This is a genomic window from Actinoplanes sp. OR16, assembly GCF_004001265.1.
In the GTDB taxonomy this organism is placed as follows: domain Bacteria; phylum Actinomycetota; class Actinomycetes; order Mycobacteriales; family Micromonosporaceae; genus Actinoplanes.
This window is the reverse complement of the sequence record NZ_AP019371.1, coordinates 2,707,278-2,724,681: the sequence shown is the minus strand read 5'-3', so window position 1 is coordinate 2,724,681 and position 17,404 is coordinate 2,707,278. Positions and strand designations below refer to the sequence as shown.

At 69.9% G+C, this 17,404-nt stretch carries 14 protein-coding genes; 9 read left to right on the top strand and 5 right to left on the bottom strand.

Annotation, left to right across the window (positions count from 1 at the left end; genetic code table 11):
* Positions 1–126: 126 nt before the first annotated feature.
* The 7 genes from EP757_RS12615 (at position 127) to EP757_RS12585 (ending at position 8,401) form a co-directional block, all read left to right on the top strand.
* A complete protein-coding gene (locus tag EP757_RS12615) occupies positions 127–2,382 on the top strand; it encodes a bifunctional diguanylate cyclase/phosphodiesterase (RefSeq protein WP_232050479.1) in 2,256 nt (751 codons plus the stop codon).
* A gap of 74 nt (positions 2,383–2,456) precedes the next feature.
* Entirely contained in the window at positions 2,457–3,518 is a 1,062-nt protein-coding gene (locus tag EP757_RS12610) for a glycosyltransferase (protein ID WP_127545347.1), read from the top strand.
* Between the two features lie 4 nt (positions 3,519–3,522).
* On the top strand, positions 3,523–3,975 hold the full coding sequence (locus tag EP757_RS12605; RefSeq protein ID WP_127545344.1) for a GNAT family N-acetyltransferase: 453 nt from the start codon (positions 3,523–3,525) through the stop codon (positions 3,973–3,975).
* A complete protein-coding gene (gene pseI / locus EP757_RS12600) occupies positions 3,972–4,988 on the top strand; it encodes a pseudaminic acid synthase (RefSeq protein WP_127545341.1) in 1,017 nt (338 codons plus the stop codon). Before EP757_RS12605 ends, pseI begins: the two co-directional genes overlap by 4 nt.
* A 1-nt stretch (position 4,989) precedes the next feature.
* A complete protein-coding gene (locus tag EP757_RS12595) occupies positions 4,990–6,549 on the top strand; it encodes a hypothetical protein (protein ID WP_127545338.1) in 1,560 nt (519 codons plus the stop codon).
* Positions 6,546–7,472 carry a hypothetical protein gene (locus EP757_RS12590; RefSeq protein WP_127545335.1) on the top strand — a complete coding sequence of 309 codons (927 nt, stop codon included), beginning with the start codon at positions 6,546–6,548 and terminating at the stop codon, positions 7,470–7,472. Before EP757_RS12595 ends, EP757_RS12590 begins: the two co-directional genes overlap by 4 nt.
* Positions 7,469–8,401, top strand: coding sequence for a hypothetical protein (locus tag EP757_RS12585; protein WP_127545332.1), 933 nt, complete (start codon positions 7,469–7,471; stop codon positions 8,399–8,401). The genes EP757_RS12590 and EP757_RS12585 overlap by 4 nt, the downstream gene beginning before the upstream one ends.
* A 163-nt stretch (positions 8,402–8,564) precedes the next feature.
* Here EP757_RS12585 and EP757_RS12580 read toward each other — a convergent pair whose 3' ends face one another.
* A complete protein-coding gene (locus EP757_RS12580; protein ID WP_127545329.1) occupies positions 8,565–8,906 on the bottom strand; it encodes a CrcB family protein in 342 nt (113 codons plus the stop codon).
* Positions 8,903–9,223, bottom strand: coding sequence for a CrcB family protein (locus tag EP757_RS12575; protein WP_127545326.1), 321 nt, complete (start codon positions 9,221–9,223; stop codon positions 8,903–8,905). The genes EP757_RS12580 and EP757_RS12575 overlap by 4 nt, the downstream gene beginning before the upstream one ends.
* Positions 9,224–9,606: 383 nt before the next feature.
* On the opposite strand from EP757_RS12575, the gene EP757_RS12570 reads away from it, so the two are divergent.
* Complete coding sequence (locus EP757_RS12570; protein WP_232050478.1) at positions 9,607–10,506, top strand: hypothetical protein; 900 nt, start codon at positions 9,607–9,609, stop codon at positions 10,504–10,506.
* Positions 10,506–12,386 carry a hypothetical protein gene (locus EP757_RS12565; protein WP_127545323.1) on the top strand — a complete coding sequence of 627 codons (1,881 nt, stop codon included), beginning with the start codon at positions 10,506–10,508 and terminating at the stop codon, positions 12,384–12,386. The genes EP757_RS12570 and EP757_RS12565 overlap by 1 nt, the downstream gene beginning before the upstream one ends.
* A 718-nt stretch (positions 12,387–13,104) precedes the next feature.
* On the opposite strand, the gene EP757_RS12560 is transcribed toward EP757_RS12565, so the two are convergent.
* The 3 genes from EP757_RS12560 to EP757_RS12550 form a co-directional block, all read right to left on the bottom strand.
* Complete coding sequence (locus EP757_RS12560; RefSeq protein ID WP_127545320.1) at positions 13,105–15,300, bottom strand: MMPL family transporter; 2,196 nt, start codon at positions 15,298–15,300, stop codon at positions 13,105–13,107.
* Positions 15,301–15,371: 71 nt separating this feature from the next.
* Positions 15,372–16,016, bottom strand: coding sequence for a response regulator transcription factor (locus EP757_RS12555; protein WP_127545317.1), 645 nt, complete (start codon positions 16,014–16,016; stop codon positions 15,372–15,374).
* 12 nt (positions 16,017–16,028) lie between these two features.
* Positions 16,029–17,333, bottom strand: a complete 1,305-nt coding sequence (locus EP757_RS12550) for a sensor histidine kinase (RefSeq protein ID WP_127545314.1) — start codon at positions 17,331–17,333, stop codon at positions 16,029–16,031.
* Between the last annotated feature and the right edge of the window lie 71 nt (positions 17,334–17,404).

Below are 17,404 nucleotides of genomic sequence, written 5' to 3'. Positions count from 1 at the left end.
CCATTCAGTCCCAGGAGTGTCAACATCGCAACTGCCCGTATCGAGACACTGACCGTTCGTGACCAGGTTGGCACGCGTCTCACGGATTTCTCTCAAGTGGGCGGGCGCGCCGCCGACTGCAACCACGTGCTAGCGACAGAGCAACTGACGGAGTTCCTCACCGTCGTCGCCGACCGGCCGGACGAAGCCGCGGCGCAGCACGCCGCCGTGGAGTGCGCGGTCCGCGCGCTCGGTGCCGACCTCGCGGTGCTGATGGTCGACGGTGGCGTGGCAGCGGTCGTCGGGCTGGACCCCGACGCCGTCCCCGCGTATGCCGTGAGCGAGGCGGCCGCCGGGCGGCGCTGCTCGCTCGAGATCGGTGGCGATTCCTACGTGGTGGCGTACGCCCCGATCGGTGGTGCCTCCCCCGGCGCCCTGGTGCTCGGCCGGCGCGCCGCCGCGGCGTTCACGGTCGAGGAGATCTGCCTGCTCCGCGGCATGGCGCAGGTGCTGGAGCTGAGCCTTCAGGCCCTGCAGCTGGTCGAGGCGGAGCGGCGGCAGGCCGCCGAGAACGGCCGGCTGATCGACTCGCTGCAGCGCCGCCAGCGTCTCTTCGACGAGCTCAGCACGGTGCAGCGGGCCATCGCCCGGCGCGAGCCGCTCCCCCGGCTGCTCGCGATGATCACCGAGTCGGCCGCCGAACTGATGGACGTCGAGATGGCCGGGCTGACCGTGCTCGACGCGGACGACCCGAGCCGGACCAGCCTGATCGCGGCACACGGCGTCCCGGACGAGGCCGTCGTACGGATGCAGCGGGTGCCGGTCGCCTCCCTGGGAGCCGCCGGTCTCGCGATCATGGGGAACGAACTCGTCGCGGTCGACGACTACGCGAACTCGCCCATCGCCGTACCAGAAATCGTCCGTGCCCATCTGAAGAGCGTGATGGCCCTTCCGGTGCACGAGAACGGCGTGGTCGTCGGCGCGATGTTCGTCGGCTCCTACACCCGGATCCGGGAGTGGGACAAGGCGTCCCAGGAGGTGCTCAAGGCGTTCGCCGAGCACGTGAGCCTGGCGATCACCGACGCGCGGACGCTGCGCGAGATGAACGCGGCGTACCACGACGCGCTCACCGGGATGGCCAGCCGCTCACTGTTCATGACGCGTACCGAGAACGCGCTCGTCACCGCCCGTACCGGTGGCGCCGCCGCGCTCCTGATCGACCTGGACCGGTTCAAGGTCATCAACGACTCGCTCGGCCCGAACGCCGGCGACCGCCTGCTGGCCGCCGTCGCCGACCGGATCCGCGAATGCCTGCGCACCGACGACACCGCGGCCCGGCTCGGCGGTGACGAGTTCGCCGTGCTGCTGCCGGACGTCGCCGGCGTGGAGGCGGCCGTTCCGGTGGCCCGGCGGATCATCGCGGCGATGCGGGACCCGTTCGACCTGGACGGCCGGGAGACGTTCGTGACCTGCAGCATCGGGGTCGCCTTCGGCGAGGGCGGCTCCGAGGACGCGCAGGAACTGCTGGTCCGCGCCGACCTGGCGATGTTCGAGGCGAAGAAGCAGGGCAAGGATCAGTTCGCGGTCTTCGACCCGGCCATGCGCGAGTCGTTCCAGAAGCACCTGGAGATGGAGGCCGACCTGCGCCGGGCCGTGCTGCGGCACGAGTTCCAGGTGCGTTTCCAGCCGATCGTGCGGCTGGCGACCGGCGAGATCTCCGGGCTGGAGGCGCTGGTCCGCTGGCAGCACCCGGAACGCGGGATGATCCCGCCACTGGACTTCATCCCGCTCGCCGAGGAGACCGGCATGATCGTGCCGATCGGCGAGTGGGTGCTGCGCGAGGCGTGCCGCCAGGCCGCCGGGTGGAACGCGCAGCGCGGCGACCAGACCCCGCTGACGGTCAGCGTGAACCTCTCCGCGGTGCAGCTGGACCGGGCCGACCTGCCGGACGTGGTGAGCTCGGCGCTCGAAGAGAGCGGCCTGCCGCCGCACTGCCTGGTGATCGAGCTGACCGAGTCGCTGATCGTGGATCACCGCCCGGAGACGCTGAACCGGCTGCACGCGATGAAGGCGCTCGGCATCCGGCTGGCCATCGACGACTTCGGCACCGGGTACTCGTCCCTCGCCTACCTGCGGCGGTTCCCCGTCGACATCATCAAGATCGACAAGTCGTTCGTCGACGACGTCGGCGACGAACCGGCCGCGGCGGCGCTCACCCACGGGATCATCCAGCTCGGACAGGCGCTGCGACTGTCCACCATCGCCGAGGGCATCGAGGACGCCGGGCAGCTGAGCGAACTGGCCGGCGGGAACTGCGAACTCGGCCAGGGCTACTACTTCGCCGAGCCGCTGACGTCCGAGGCGATGAGCGACCTCCTCTTCCGTTCTCCTTCTGGACCGTGAGAATTGCCTGTGACGTAGATCCCTGAAAGCTCACGTTCCCCTTTACTTCATTCGGGGGGTCGAAATTTGGCCACATGGACGTTCTACTGACCGTCGTAGTGCCGGTCTACGCGGTCGAGGGCTACCTGTACCAGTGCCTCGAGTCGATTCGTGCCGGGCTCACCGCCGAGGAGAACGCGCAGGTCGAGGTCATCGCGGTCGATGACGCCTCGCCGGATTCGTGCGGGGCCATGCTGGACGGGTACGCCGCACGTCACGGCGATCTGCGGGTGGTTCACCTGAGCGCCAACGTCGGCCTCGGCCTCGCCCGCAACGCCGGCCTCGCCGAGGCGCGCGGGAAGTACGTCTGGTTCGTGGACAGCGACGACTGGCTGCCCTCCGGCGCGGTGCGGTCGGTGCTGGACAGGCTCCGCCAGACCGAGCCGGACGTGCTGCTCATCGACCACCTGAGGGTCCACGAGAACGGCCGGCTCCAGGCCGACGCGAGCTCGCCACTGCTACGCGGCCCGGCCACCCTGGACCGGCTGCTCGGCGTGCAGCACACCGCGTGGAACCGGATCATGCGGCTGGACTTCCTGGCGAAGCACGACCTGCGATTCCCCGCCGGGTGGTACGAGGACGTCCCGTTCAGCAACCCGGTGCTGCTCGCCGCCGAACGCGTCGAGGTGCTGGACCGGGTCTGCTACCACTACCGGGTCGGCCGGTTCGGCGCGATCACCGCGACCCGCAGCGAGCGCCACTTCGAAGCCTTCGAGCAGTGGGACCGGCTGTACGCCTGGCTGGACGGCGCGGGAGTCGACCCGGCGCTGCGAATCCGGCTGTTCACCTTGATGATCAGTCACCTGCTGGTGGTCGCCGGCAACGACTCCCGGGTGCACCCGAGCCGCCGCCGCCAGTTCTTCCGCCGGATCGCCGACCTGTACCGGCGGCACCGCCCGGAGGGTTACCAGCCCCCGGCCGGCGCCTCCGGGATCAAGCACCGGCTGGTCGCCGTGAACAGCTACGCGATGTACTCCGCGCTGCGCACGGGTTATCGGATGGCGGGTCTGCGGCGCCGATCCACCGAACGGACACCTGTGGTTTCCCCGGACCTCCCCTCAGCGCCACAGCCCGTCCGAACCACATCCCTACGTTGACGGCGTGCTTCGTCCCGCCCGTGACTCCGACCGTGATCTCGTACTGGGCTGGCGCAACCACCCATCGGTGCGAGCGGTCAGCCTCACCACCCACGAGATCCAGCCCGCCGAACACGCCGCCTGGTGGGCGGCCCGTAGCGGCACCGTCCTGATCTATGAGGAGGAGGACGGCGTACCGGCCGGGGTGGTGATCTTCAACGGCGACACCTGGTCGTTCTATCTCGACGTGGAAGGCCTCGGCCCCAAGCTGCTCCCCGCTTGGATGCGTCTCGAGAAGGAGGCCGTCGAGTACGCGTTCGGCACGCTGGGCCTCACCACCCTGGGTGGCGAGACGCTCGCCGACAACAAGCAGGTGCTCGCGCTCCACCGGCGCTTCGGGTTCCGGGAGACGCGCAGATATGAACGGATCGTCGACGGGGTCCCCAAGACGGTCGTCTGGACAGAGAGAGCGAAATGAGCAATTCGAAGCCGTACATCGTCGCGGAGATGTCGGGCAACCACAACGGTTCGCTCGAGCGGGCGTTGCAGCTGGTGGATGCCGCCGCCGATGCCGGAGCCGACGCCATCAAGATCCAGACGTACACCGCGGACACGCTGACCGTGGACGTGAAGCACCCGCGCTTCCAGCTGTCCAAGGGACACGAGCTGTGGGGCGGCGAGTACCTCTACGACCTCTACACCCGTGCGCACACCCCGTGGGACTGGCACGAGCCGATCTTCGACCGTGCCCGGGAACGGGGTATCGCCGCCTTCTCCAGCCCGTTCGACCCGACCGCGGTCGACCTGCTGGAGAAGCTGGACGCGCCGATGTACAAGATCGCGTCCTCGGAGATCACCGACCTGCCGCTGATCCGTCTCGCCGCCTCGACCGGTAAGCCGATCATCATCTCCACCGGCATGGCGAACCTCAAGGAGATCACCGCGGCGGTCGACGCGGCCCAGAGCGCCGGCGCCACCGACATCACCGTGCTCAGCTGCACCGCGTCGTACCCGACTCCGCCGGAGCACACGAACCTGCGGCGCATCCCGGTGCTCGCCGAGGCGCTGCGGCTCCCGATCGGGCTGAGCGATCACACACTCGGCATCGGCGTACCCATCGCCGCGGTCGCCCTCGGCGCCGTCCTGATCGAGAAGCACGTCACGCTGAGCCGGACCGACGGCGGCGTGGACTCGGCGTTCTCCCTCGAACCCGCCGAGCTCGCCGCTCTCGTGGTGGAATCGGAACGGGCCTGGCAGTCGCTCGGCACCACCAGCATCGGCCCGACCGAGGCCGAGAAGGAGGGCCTCCGGTTCCGTCGCTCGCTCTACGTCGTCAAGGACGTCGTGGCCGGCGAACGGGTCACCGAGGAGAACGTCCGCTCCATCCGCCCGACCGGTGGACTCGAGCCGGACGCCATCGGCACCGTGCTGGGGCGCGTCTTCCAGTCGGACGCCGCCAAGGGAACACCGCTCACCTGGGATCTGGTCTGACGTGTGGCTGACGGCGAACAAGCAGGAGTGGAAACACTTCCTCACAGCGGCTGAGGTCTTCTGGCAGAAGAACCTGCCACCGGCCGCCGACGACGCGGTCGTCCTGGTGGAGGCGTTCCACCAGGACCTGCGGGTCACCCTGCGCAACCTCGCGGTGGCGAACGCGATCCGGCGGATCCACCCCGCTCGCCTCGTCGTCTTCACCGGCGTCGAGGAGGCCTGGCAGAAGACCCTGTGGCAGGGCTTCGACGTGTCGCTGGTCCGGGAACTCGCCGCCGCCTACGGCGCGAGCGAGACGATCGACGTCTGGGATCTCGTCCGCAAGTCGTCCGGCTCGCGGCCGTCCTTCGACACCTCGGACTATGTCGCCGCGACCGACGCGCGCCTCGCGAAACTGCCGCGACTGCGCTCGCAGCCGCCTTCCGAACGACAGCGGTACGGCAACGCGCTCGCGTCCTTCTACGAGGAACAGTTCAAGCGTCCGGTCCTCGCGCTGGTCACCAGCCACGTCGACTACGACCAGTGGGGACTCGCCGTCGAGGTGGCCCGCCGCTCCGCGGTCCCGGTCATCCACACCCAGCAGACCGGTTGCCTGAAGGCGTACGCGCTCTTCCCCGAACACGACACGCACACCGGCACGTTCCGCGAGGAGCTCACCCGGCAGATCGGCGAGGTGTTCGAGACGAAGCTCTGGCCGCGCCGCGAGGAACTGCGCCGCGCCACCGAGCTGATCGCCTGGCGCGCCAAGGTCAACCTGGGCCGCCCGAGCTGGTGGCGCGGTGGCGCGGCCGCCTCGGTCGACCTGAACAACCCGGCCGAGCGGGCCGTCCTGCGCACCCACACGGCGGCGCGGTTCGGCTTCGACCCGGCGAAACCGATCGTCGCGGTCTTCAACCACGCGGTCTCCGACGCCCTCGGCACCAACCGGGAACTCTTCCCGAGCCTCGCCGACTGGTTCACCGACACCGCCGCGTGGGCCGCGTCCCGTGACGACTGCCAGTGGCTGTTCCTGGACCACCCGAGTCAGGCGCTCTACGACTCCAGCGGTTTCTTCGGCAACCTCGCCAAGCAGCACCGGTCGTCACGTCACCTGGTCTTCAAGCCGAGCGCGGCGATCAGCAAGAACGCGCTGTGGAGCCTCACCGACCTGGGTGTCACCGTGCGGGGCAGCGTCAGCAACGAGCTGCCGGCGTACGGGATCCCGGTCATCCAGGCCGGTTGGTCGGAGTGGAGTTCGTGCGGGCTGTCGATGGTCGTCGACTCGACCGATGCGTACTTCAAGACCCTCGACGAGAGCATCACGGCGCTGTCTTCGTCCTCGGCCTCGCTCGTCACCGAGGAGCAGGTCCGGCGGGCCCGGCTCTGGCTCTGGCTGTACCGCAGCGGCGCCGACGTGGTCACCCCGCACGTCCCGCAGTGGGAGGTGTGGCCGGCGAATACGCTGCTCAAGGCGGTTCGGGCGACGTTCCGGCACATCGAGAGCGACGCCGACCCGCTGTTCGAAACGGTCGAGCGGATGTGGAACCGGCGCGAGCCGATGCTGACGAGGACGCCGCTGTGACAGTGGGCGCCTGGTTCCGCACCGACTTCGACGAGCCGTCGGTGCCGGCCTCACTGCCGATGGAACTCACCACCGGCATGCACCCGTCGGTGACGATCGTCGACCAGATGGTCCGCGGCCGCGGCATCATCGGCCGGATCACCGGTGACTTCGGCGCGGTCGCGGTGAAGGTCGCCGGCACCGGCGGCCCGGTACGCGTGACCGTCTCGATCGGACTCGACGAGGTCAGCACCCGCTGGTGGGCCGACCGTGTCCGCCCGTCCCGCACCACACCCGAGCTCCCGCGGCTGGTCGTCCTCCGCGCGCAGGGCACGATCCGGGGCGGCGCCGTGCTGGCCCGCCGTCAGGGCTGGCGGGGGGCCGCCAGTGCCGAGGCGGTCCTCGCGTTCGACCTGGCCGAGGGCGAACTCGACGCCGACGGCCTGCTCCTGGTCGAACTCGGTGAGACGCCGCCGCCGTCCTGGGCGACCGGCCGGCTCTCCACCCGCCCGGTCGTGGGGCTGCGCTTCAACAGCATCGCCGTCCGCGAGTCGTCGTCGCCCGCACCGGTCTCGCTCGCCGAGGGCTCCACCGGCTGCGACTTCGCCGTCCTGCAACCCGGCGCCGACGCGACTCACCACCTGGTCACCAGCCCGGTGCCGGCCGCTCCGCCGCTGCCGCTCACCCCGCGGAACAAGCTCACCCGGCGCCGCCCTGCCCGTGCCGCGTTCAAGGCCGCCCGTGCCGCGCGCCGGGTCGCGTACCGCGCGATGCCGGTCCGGCCCGGGCCGCTCTCCGGGGTGATGGCCGCCGACGTACTGACCGGCACCCCGATCGACGTCGTGGTGACCGGCGACGAGATCCGCCTGCCCGGCCCGGTCGACAGCCCGGTCCTGATCGGCGCGGCCCGACCGCAACCGACATCGGCCTGGCGGCTCCGATGAACCTGGGCGCCGATCCGGCCGAGAACCACCGCATCCTGCAGGAGATCCTTTCCGGTACGCCAGGAAAGCTGGAGCTCCCACCGGGCACCCACGAGCTTGCCGACGGCCTGCGAGTGCCCGGTGGATGGACCATCACCGGCGACGCCGACACCTGGCTGGCGGTCGTCGAACGCACCGGCCACCCGGTCCTGCACGTCCTCGGCTCGGACGTCTCGATCAGCGACCTCGGTCTGCGCCCGGCCCCGTCCGACCCGGGCGAACACGGCGGCGATCGTGGAACAGGCCTGACCATCGGCGAGTACCTGTACGCCTCGCCCCCCGACTGGATCTCCGGCGTCGAGGTCCACCGGCTCCGGGTCGATCACGGCGCCCTGCGTACCGCGAACGCCGTCGGCGTGATGGGCGCCGTCCGCGACGTGATCATGCGGGATGTGACGGTGACCGGGGGTTATACCGGCCTGGCCGTGCATTGGGGTGCGGTGGGCGATGACGTCTCGACGCTGGTCGGCCCCACCTATCACCCTCACAATCTGGATATTTCGGGCTTGATGGTGTTCGACGCGGTCGAGGGTTTCTACCTGAGTTCGGTCCATGACGTACGGGTGGCAGGCGCCGTCCTGACGAACGTCGAGATGGGTTTCCGGCTGCTGCCCGGCGACAACACGGACCGATTCGTGAAGTCCCCCGACATCGGCTCCCGGATCGAGATCTCCGACGTGGACGTCTCCTGGTCGGGGCCCCTCTACGCGGTCCGGGTCGCGGGCTGGGGCCGCAGTGAGATAGACGGCGCCGTCACCGTCCTCGACTACCGGGACACCGTGATCCGCGACTGTCACCTGCGCGGTCAGGGAACAGCCGGCTCCTGGTCCCCGATCCTTGTCGAACAGGCCCCCGGCGTAACCCTCGAATCCCTGACGATCACCACCTGACCACACCCACCGCGCGCTGGCGGCGCGGGACTTCTGTCGCTTCGGGGCGGGGTGTTGAGGAGGCGCGAGGGCACGCCGGTGAAGGCGGCGGCGTGAGCCGGCGGAAGGTGGCCGCAGGTGTGGTGCGCCACGGGACGTGGTCGGTGCGGTCGGTGGCGGTCGTTCAGGCGTACAGATGCGCTATGAACGAACCGATCCACGCGGCACCCAGGCCGAGCGAGACGCTGGCCGCGACGTAGCCGAAAGCGGCAGCCCTCTCGCCGCGCCGGGCCATCGACAGCGTCTCCCAGCTGAACGTCGAATATGTCGTCAGCGCGCCGCAGAACCCGGTCCCGAGCAGCGCCGTGAGCGTCGGTGACAGGGGTGCGCCGAGGATGAGGCCGAGCAGCAGCGAACCGACCACGTTGACCGTGAGCGTGCCCCACGGCGAGCCGATCCAGCGGTCCACCGCGAAGCGCAGGGGTGCACCGAGGGCGGCGCCGAGGGCGACCATCAGCACCGTCATCTCTTCACCGCCGCGGCCAGCGAACTGCCGGCCCAGACGGCCAGGATCGCGCCGATCAGGGTCGCCGCCATGTAGGGCAGGCCGTCGACCGATGCGGTGGAGAACGTCGTGTAGCCGCCGAGCAGCCCGGTTCCGAGGAACAACCGGGCCGTTTTCCGGTCTATGACCGTATAAAGGACGCCGATGAGGAAACACCCGGACACGTTGATCGCCACGGTGATCAGCGGCGAACCGGACCCAGCGGTGGACATGCCGTACCGGACCAGGGCTCCGATCACGCCCCCGGCCGCGACCACCGCGATCTCGTCAAGATCCATCGCTGATGACGTTATCGCAGGCGGCCGGGGGGACGTGGCGGCGTCCACCCCGGCCGGTATGCGAGCGCGGCGGTGAGCCGCGCCTACGAGTGTCCACTGTAGGCGACGATCTTGAAGAGGCACGCGGCGGGCCACACCGTCACCGTTCATTTGAATTCTGGACGTCGAGCCGGTGTGCCGACGGTGTCCAGCCGGCCGACTGAGACCCACAGGGGCGTGAACGGTGGCGGGAAATCACCCGAAACCAGGCCTATTCAATCGTCAAATGCGATGAATCGGGCAGCTTTGTTCCTGGTAGCGTGCGGCTTCGCACGTTGATCGACCATCGCTCGTCCGAGGCGCCGTGGCAATGGACCGGCAACGTACGGGGGACGGAAAAAGGAATGCATCACGCCAATTATCACTACGGGCACGCGCACATCCTGGCCCGCTATTGCCAGATCCCCGATCCGTTGCATCCGCCACGAATCCAGGGCTACCTCCAGCACGGCTGGAACATCGGTGACGGACTGGCTCCGGGCACGCCGTACGTGAGCGGCAGCCGCCTGCTGGTCTGGTCCGAGGAGACCCGCCGCCGTTCCTGGTCACAGGGCCGGCGCGACGTGGTCGTCGTCGGCGCGCCCTTCGCCTACCTGCTGGAGATGGAACCCGAGTCTCCGGACACCGAGGCCGAGGGCACGATCTTCTACCCCTTCCACGGCTGGGAGGGGCAGCAGATCATCGGTGACCACCAGAAGCTCATCGACGAGGTGAAGGCCACCGAGACCGGCCCGATCACCGCATGCCTGTACTGGAACGAGTACAAGATGCGCTCGGTCCGCCGTCTCTACCAGAAGGCCGGCTTCCGGGTCGTCTGCCACGGATACCGGGGCTTCTGGTGGCGCGACCACAACCGGGAGTTCCTGTACGGCCAGCTCGCCGAGATCCGCCGGCACAAGCGGGTCATCTCGAACCGGCTGTGCAGCGCCATCTGGTACGGCGCGCTCGCCGGTCGCGAGGTGGCCGTCTACGGCGACCCGATGGTGCTCGACAACGCGGACACCACGTTCGGCGGCGAGCCCCGGCTGCACCGGCAGTGGGCCGAGGTGTATGGCGTCGAGACCGACTACCAGGCCGTTCACCGGCTCGCCCGCGAGCAGCTGGGCGCCGACGAACTGGCCACCCCGGCCGAACTCCGCGGCCTGCTCGGCTGGCGGGATTTCACCGACGACGAATGGCGAGGCGACGACACCGTGCTCGCTGACATCAAGTGGCGTCCCCGCGCCACGGAAAGGCACGCGTGATGCCGGATCGTCCGGTAGCCCTCGTCCCCGCCGAGTCGGCAGACCTGGCCGAGGTCGTCGCCGCGCCGCCGCTGGAGAATCTGCACCGCATCGGCGGCGAGATGTTCTCCTGGACCGACCGGGATCCGCAGCGCAGCCCGGCACTCCCCTCGGGCGGGCTGCTGCGCTACCTGTTCGGTTCGCTGGCCGCACCCGAGAAGGGCGGCCCGGGCCGCACCGTCCTGGTCGCCGGCCCGCACTCGGACGAGCTGATCGGCGTACTGGTCGACGCCGGCGCGACGGTCACCTGGCTGCTGCGCTCGCTCACCGACGCCGAGGAATGTGCCGCCGCCCACCCCGCCGTCACCGTGCTCACCGGCACGCTCGGCAAACTCGCGCCGGACCAGTACGACCTGGTGCTCGCGGCCGACGGCGTCACCAGGCTGAACTCGGCCGAGGGCGACCAGATGCCGGTCGGCGCGATGATCGACCGGCTGTCGCTGGCGGTGAACGCCGAAGGCACGCTGCTGCTCATGCACGACAACCACTTCGGCGTGCACCACACCGTTCGACTCGGTCCGGAGGGCCGGCATGGCACGGACGCCAGCTGGTACCCGGAGGACTCGGCCCGGCCCGCGTCCCGGGCCGCGCTGGTCGACCGGATCGCCTCGGCCGGGCTGGTCGCGGACATCTCCTTCGCCGCGTTCCCGGATCCCGCCGCACCCGCTGTGCTGCTGAGCGAGAAGGTCCTCGGTGATGTCGCGTCGCCGTTGAGGCCGTGGCTCGGGTCGGTTGTCGCTCAGGCGTTCACTGCCGCCTACCGGGGCCGCCCTGTTCTCAGCGATCCTCGTCGCCTCGCAGGTCGCGCGTTGCGAGCCGGAGCCGAGGATGCGGTCGCTGGTGGCTGGCTGGTGATCGCGGGTTCGGACAAACCACGATTTATGCCCCATGACGTGATCGTCGGTGATGTCCATGGCACGTTCACCTACGGTGTCGACGTCTCCGGCTCGCCGGAACTGCTCGTGCCGGTCTCGGAGCCGCTCGAACGGGCCGGTCTGCGCCGCACCGGAGTGCCGTCCGTAGCGGCTGCCGACGGCTACCTGCTCGAAGACCGCCTGCTGGAACTCTGCGCCACCAGCGACGTGCGCCGCCTCCGCCAGGAAGTGATCCAGTTCGACAGCTGGGTCCGCGACCAGGCCCGCGACGGCATGCTGTCCGGCCCGGTAGCGGTCGCCGACGTCTCCGACGTGCTGATCACCCGGGACGGGCCGGTCGTCCTCGCGGTCCGCTGGGAACCGATCGACCCGGTTCCGGTGGACACCGCGGTGGTCCGCTCCCTCTGGCAGTTCGCGGTCCGTCTCATCACCGGCGCCCGCCCGCACCCGTGGCCGATCACGTCCAGCGCCATGGACCTCACCACGATCCTGCTCGGCATGGCCGGCCGCGGCATGACCGAACCCGAACTCCGCGCCGCCGTCGACCTCCAGGTGGCGATCGACTCAGCGGAACTGGGCCTGCGCCCCGCCGAGCAGCACGACCACAAACTCAACCTGCTCGCCGTCCAGCCCGGTACCGTCCCGGTCGACGTGGTCGGCTACCGCGAGCTCACCGAGGCCCTCTGGCGCCAGCGGTACCAGACCAGCCACCTCCTGCACATGATGGAGTGGACCGAGGACATCATCGCCTCCCGCGACCGCTGGCTCAGCAAGATGGACTGGGAGATCCAGATCTACCGCGCCTCCTGGCCGGGCCGCTTCCTCACCGTCTCCCGAACCGCCTACCGCCTGATCAGCCGCGACCTCCGAGCCGCCCGCTCCCGCCGCCGCCAGCGCAAGGCAGCCGCGGCAGCAGCCCGTCGCTGGCGCAAATCCCAGAAAGCGAAACTCCCGGCCGAGGACTGACCTCCATCACAGCGCGCCGCCCCAAACCGTCCCGACGCAAAAGCCGCGGCCGGCCACCACCGGAATCAGCTCCCGGCGCGAGAGTGCAGCCGAAGCCGATTGTGGCTGTGACTCATGGCTGCCGAAGTCGACTCGATACAGCCATGAGCCACAGCCAGCCATCCGCAGCTGTGACTCATGGCTGTCCCAGGGCATCCGCAACAGCCATGAGTCACAGCCACGCGCCCAGCACAGTGATCACTCGCCCGCCGCGGAGGCCGCTCGTCCGCCGCGGTGGTCTCCGATACCTCCGACAGCAATGAGTCACAGCCGGCCACCACCGTGCGAGCCCTGGACCGCGCAGCCCCGCAGACCTTGGAGACCTCGCCGCCCCGCAGATCTTGGAGACCTCGCCGCCACTCGGATCTTGGAGGATTTTGCTGCGCGGGATGGCTTCTCCCCCGCTATCGAGCCGCTCGCTGCCGATTCTTCCGATCGCAACAGCACCGACCCTCGCAGGCCGACAACCGAACCGATCGCGGGCCGGCAACCGAACCGATCGCGGGCCGGCACCTGAACGATCGCATGGCTGGGCGCACTGACCACTCGTGACCCGCGCCCCGGCCGACACCCACCCCCCGGATCCTTTCCGAAGCCGCGGTTCGGCTCGCGGGCCGGCGGAGACACGGGTGTGCCCCCGTTGCCTGGCAACGGGGGCACATCGGTGCGGACGGGCTGGTCAGGCCACCGGCGTCAGCTCTCGGGCCGGCTGGGGCGCGGGCTCGGCGGGCGGCTCGTGGGCCACCTCGGGGAGCCAGCGCAGGCTTCGCGGCAGCCACCAGTTCGCGCGGCCCAGCAGGGTCATCACGGCCGGGAGGAGCACTGCCCGGATGATGGTGGCGTCGAGGAGGACGGCGGCGGCCAGTCCGACACCGAGTTCCTTCGTGGCGACCAGGGGCAGGGTGGCGAAGAGGGCGAAGACGGCGACCATCACCACGGCCGCGCTGGTGATCACGCCGGCGGTCTGGCCGATGCCTTCGCGGACGGCCTCGCGGATCGGGAGGCCGCGGTCGGCGCCCTCGCGGATCCGGGAGACCACGAAGACGTGGTAGTCCATCGACAGTCCGAAGAGGATCACGAAGAGGAAGAGTGGCATCCAGTTGGTGATGGCGCCTGCCGCGACGAAGTCGAGCTGCTTCTCGAAGTGGCCGTCCTGGAAGACGAAGACCAGCATGCCGTAGCAGGCCGCCACCGAGAGCAGGTTGAGCAGCACACCGGTGATCGCCACGACGACGGACCGGAACGAGACCAGGAGCAGGATGAACGCCAGGCCCAGGACGAAGGTGAAGACCCAGGGCAGGCTTTCCTCGAGCCGCTCGTTGTAGTCGACGCTCGACGCCGTGTTGCCGGTGACCAGGGCGGTCGCGCCGGGCAGCTGCCCGAAGGTGTCCGGGACGACGTCGGTGCGCAGCAACTGCATGGCCGCGATCGAGGCCGGGTCCTCCTCCTTGCCGGTGAGGCCGACCGCGACGACGGCGACGTCGCCGGCCGGGTTGATGTCGACGTCGATCGGCTCGACCAGCTTGCCGCCGCTGTTCTGGGCGGCACTGCGGAACTCGTCCAGCGCGGCCTCGAACTCCGGCGTCTTCACCGAGTCGGCGGCGACCACGATCCGCGCCGGCGTCGTCTTGGACGGGAACGCCTCCCCGATCGCCAGGAACGCGACCACCACCGGCGAGTCGTGCGCCACGTCCTGGATCCGCTGTCCCTTGGTCTTCATGTCGAGGGCGGGCGAGGCGATGGCGGCGAGCGCCGCGACGGCGACGACGGCGGAGATCAGGGGCTTGGCCAGCACGATGTCGAGCAGCCGGTTCCAGAAGCGCCCCTGGCTGTTCCGCCGGTAGAGGCCCGGGATCTTGATGGCGTCGACCCGGTCACCGAGCGCCGACAGCAGGGCGGGCAGCACCGTGAGCGAGCCGAGCACGGCGGTGGCGACGACGAGGATCGTGCCGGTGGCGAAGCTGACGAACGTGACGTCCTGGGTGAAGAACATGCCGGCCATCGCGACGATCACGGTGAGCCCGGAGACCCAGATCGACCGTCCCGAGGTCTGCGCGGCGATGACGAGGGCGCGGTGCGGATCGGCGCCCTTGCGGCGCTCGTCGCGTTCGCGGCGGATGTAGAACAGGCAGTAGTCGACGCCGACCGCGAGACCGATCAGCAGCATCACGTGCGTGGTCTCGTCGACGACGGGGGCGAACCGGCTGGCGAAGGCCATGAGACCGATCGCGGCGACCACCGACATGATCGCCAGGGCGACCGGGAGCAGCGCGGCGACCACGGCGCCGAAGGCGATCAGCAGGATGCCGAGGGTGACCGGGATCGAGAGCATCGACAGGCGGGTGAGCCCGGACTCCAGCTCGTCGCCGATCAGTTTGTCACCGCTCGCGTCGCCGGCCTCGGCGATGTAGAGGTCGGGGTGGGCGGCCTGCACGCCGGCGACCGCGTCGAGGGCGGGACCGACCCGCTCGCCGGCGGACTCGGCGTCCCCTGCGATGTCGAAAGTGATCAGTGTGGACCGGCCGTCCGGCGACTCGATCGGCTTCTGCACCTCGCCGACCTCGGGGACCGACGACAGCGCGAGGGTGACCTCCTCCGCAGCGGTCACCCGGTCGCTGCCGTCGCGGTTCTGGATCAGGACCATCTCGCCGGCCGGCTGTGCCGGGAAGCCGGCCTCCTCGACGATCTTGTCGGCTTTCCCGGAATCACCGTGACCGGCGAGAGCGTAGTTGGCTTCGACGGTCGCGACCTGGGAGCTGAGCACCACCGTGGCCGCGACGAATGCGATCCAGCCGAGGATCGCGAGCACCCGATGGCGGGCGCTCCACATCGCGGTCCGCGCCGCGATACCTCTGACGTTTTCCCTGTTCTCCATGGGGAAGACGCTATTCAGGGGAGAGGCGGCAATCGATCCGGCGGACACCCCTTCCGAAGGTAGTGCTAGCCCTACGTCTGGAGGTAGGTCAGGACCGCCAGCACCCGCCGGTGCTGCTCTTCGTCCTGGTGGAGGCCGAGCTTCGTGAAGATGTTGCGGACGTGCTTCTCCACGGCGCCGTCGGTGACCACCATCTTGCGGGCGATCGCCGTGTTCGACAGCCCCTCGGCCATCGCGCTGAGCACCTCACGCTCGCGCGGGGTCAGGCTGCGCAGCGGATCGTCACGCCGGCGCCGGACCAGCAGCTGGCCGACCACCTCGGGGTCGAGCACGGTGCCGCCATCGGCGACCCGGGACAGCGCGTCCAGGAAGTCGGCGACCAGTGACACCCGGTCCTTGAGCAGATAGCCGACCGCCCCGCGGCGGTCGGCCAGGAGATCGTCGGCGTACGAGACCTCGACGTACTGGGACAGCACCAGGATCGGGCTGCCCGGAACAGCGGAACGGGCCTCCACTGCGGCGCGGAGGCCCTCATCGGTGTGTGACGGCGGCATCCGGACGTCCACGATCGAGACGTCCGGACGGTGTTCCTTCACTGCTTCGACGAGGGACGGCCCGTCGCCGACGGCCGCCACCACGGTGTGGCCGTTCTCCTCGATGAGCCGCACCAGGCCTTCTCTGAGCAGGACCGCATCGTCGGCGATAACCACACGCATGCGGCCATGCTGTCAGATCGGGAGCGCCGCCGTGAGCCGCGTCCCCTCACCGTCGGCGCTGATCACCGACAGTACGCCGCCGGCCGCCCGGACCCGGTCGTCCAATCCGGCGAGACCGTGCCCCTTCGCCAGGCTGGCGCCGCCCACTCCGTCGTCCGCCACGGTCACCAGCAGCCCGGTCGCATCGCGCTGCACGCTGATCTGGACCTCGCTGGCGTGACTGTGCTTCGCCACGTTGGTGAGCGCCTCGGCGACCACGAAGTACGCGGTCGACTCGATCGCCGGGTCGAGCCGTTCGAGCGGCGGCGCGTCCAGGTCCACCGGAACCGTGCAGCGACCGGCCAGGGCGGTGAGCGCCGCCCGCAGTCCCCTGTCGACCAGGATCGGCGGGGCGATGCCCCGGGACAGGGCGCGCAGCTCGTCGAGGGTCTCCCGGGTCTGGCTGAGCGCCTCGGCGACGGTGGCGCGGGCCGCGTCCGGGTCGGTGGTGAACTGCTGCTCGGCCCGGCCCAGGTCCATGGCGAGGCGGACCAGCCGCTGCTGCGGGCCGTCGTGGATGTCGCGTTCCAGCTTGCGCAGGGCGACCGCTTCGGCGGAGACGGCGGCAGCCCGCTGCTGCTGTGCCACGTCACGTGCCTCGTTCGCCTCGGCGACCTCTCGGCGGAGCCGGTCGACGCCGTTGAGCAGGCTGTATCCGAAGGCCGCCTCGAGCAGCGCGGCAGCGCGGACCACCGGGTAGAGCGTCGCCGCGAAGAACGCGCCGATGATCAGGTAGAACAGGATCCGGGTGCCGGCGTTGTCCTGGAATCCGAGCAGCTCGGGCAGCTCGTTGTTGGCCGGCGGGTGCGGCAGGCTCCAGTCCCAGAGCGGATAGGTGAGGCCGCCGATCGCGACCGCCCACCACGTGATGACGAAGACGAACCCGAGCGTGCTGGGGATGAACCGGAAGATGCCGTGCACCATGTCGAGCCAGGCCTGGCCGTCGGCGAGCGGCGCGACCGACCGGCGCCAGAACCCGCTGGTCCGCGAGGAGCGGTAGACCGGGTGGGTCACCTGACGGTTCAGAACCGGGCCGATCCGGGCCCGCTCGACCACCGCGAAGCCGCGGGACATCAGCAGCGTGCCGACCAGGATCGGCAGACCGATCCAGATGATCGCGGTGCCGATCCCGACGGCGAATCCGGTGATGAAGAGGACGAGGGTGATCAGGCCGAGCGGGAAGCCCAGCAGGACGTACTGCGTGTCGATACCCAGCTGGCGCAGATACCGCCGAGCGGGCGCGGGTGCGGCGGTGGCGCCGGCGTAGGTCGTTGTCATGCCATCGACGTTATTCACCGGTGCCCCCCGATCCGATCCTGCGTGCCGCCCGATTGAGGGTAGGGATAACC

Excerpts from the sequence above, each read along its gene's own strand:
- EP757_RS12610 (WP_127545347.1), top strand. The coding sequence starts at position 2,457 with ATGGACGTTCTACTGACCGTCGTAGTGCCGGTCTACGCGGTCGAGGGC.
- pseI (WP_127545341.1), top strand. The coding sequence starts at position 3,972 with ATGAGCAATTCGAAGCCGTACATCGTCGCGGAGATGTCGGGCAACCAC.
- EP757_RS12585 (WP_127545332.1), top strand. The coding sequence starts at position 7,469 with ATGAACCTGGGCGCCGATCCGGCCGAGAACCACCGCATCCTGCAGGAG.
- EP757_RS12580 (WP_127545329.1), bottom strand. The coding sequence starts at position 8,906 with ATGACGGTGCTGATGGTCGCCCTCGGCGCCGCCCTCGGTGCACCCCTG.
- EP757_RS12575 (WP_127545326.1), bottom strand. The coding sequence starts at position 9,223 with ATGGATCTTGACGAGATCGCGGTGGTCGCGGCCGGGGGCGTGATCGGA.
- EP757_RS12570 (WP_232050478.1), top strand. The coding sequence starts at position 9,607 with ATGCATCACGCCAATTATCACTACGGGCACGCGCACATCCTGGCCCGC.
- EP757_RS12565 (WP_127545323.1), top strand. The coding sequence starts at position 10,506 with ATGCCGGATCGTCCGGTAGCCCTCGTCCCCGCCGAGTCGGCAGACCTG.
- EP757_RS12560 (WP_127545320.1), bottom strand. The coding sequence starts at position 15,300 with ATGGAGAACAGGGAAAACGTCAGAGGTATCGCGGCGCGGACCGCGATG.
- EP757_RS12555 (WP_127545317.1), bottom strand. The coding sequence starts at position 16,016 with ATGCGTGTGGTTATCGCCGACGATGCGGTCCTGCTCAGAGAAGGCCTG.
- EP757_RS12550 (WP_127545314.1), bottom strand. The coding sequence starts at position 17,333 with ATGACAACGACCTACGCCGGCGCCACCGCCGCACCCGCGCCCGCTCGG.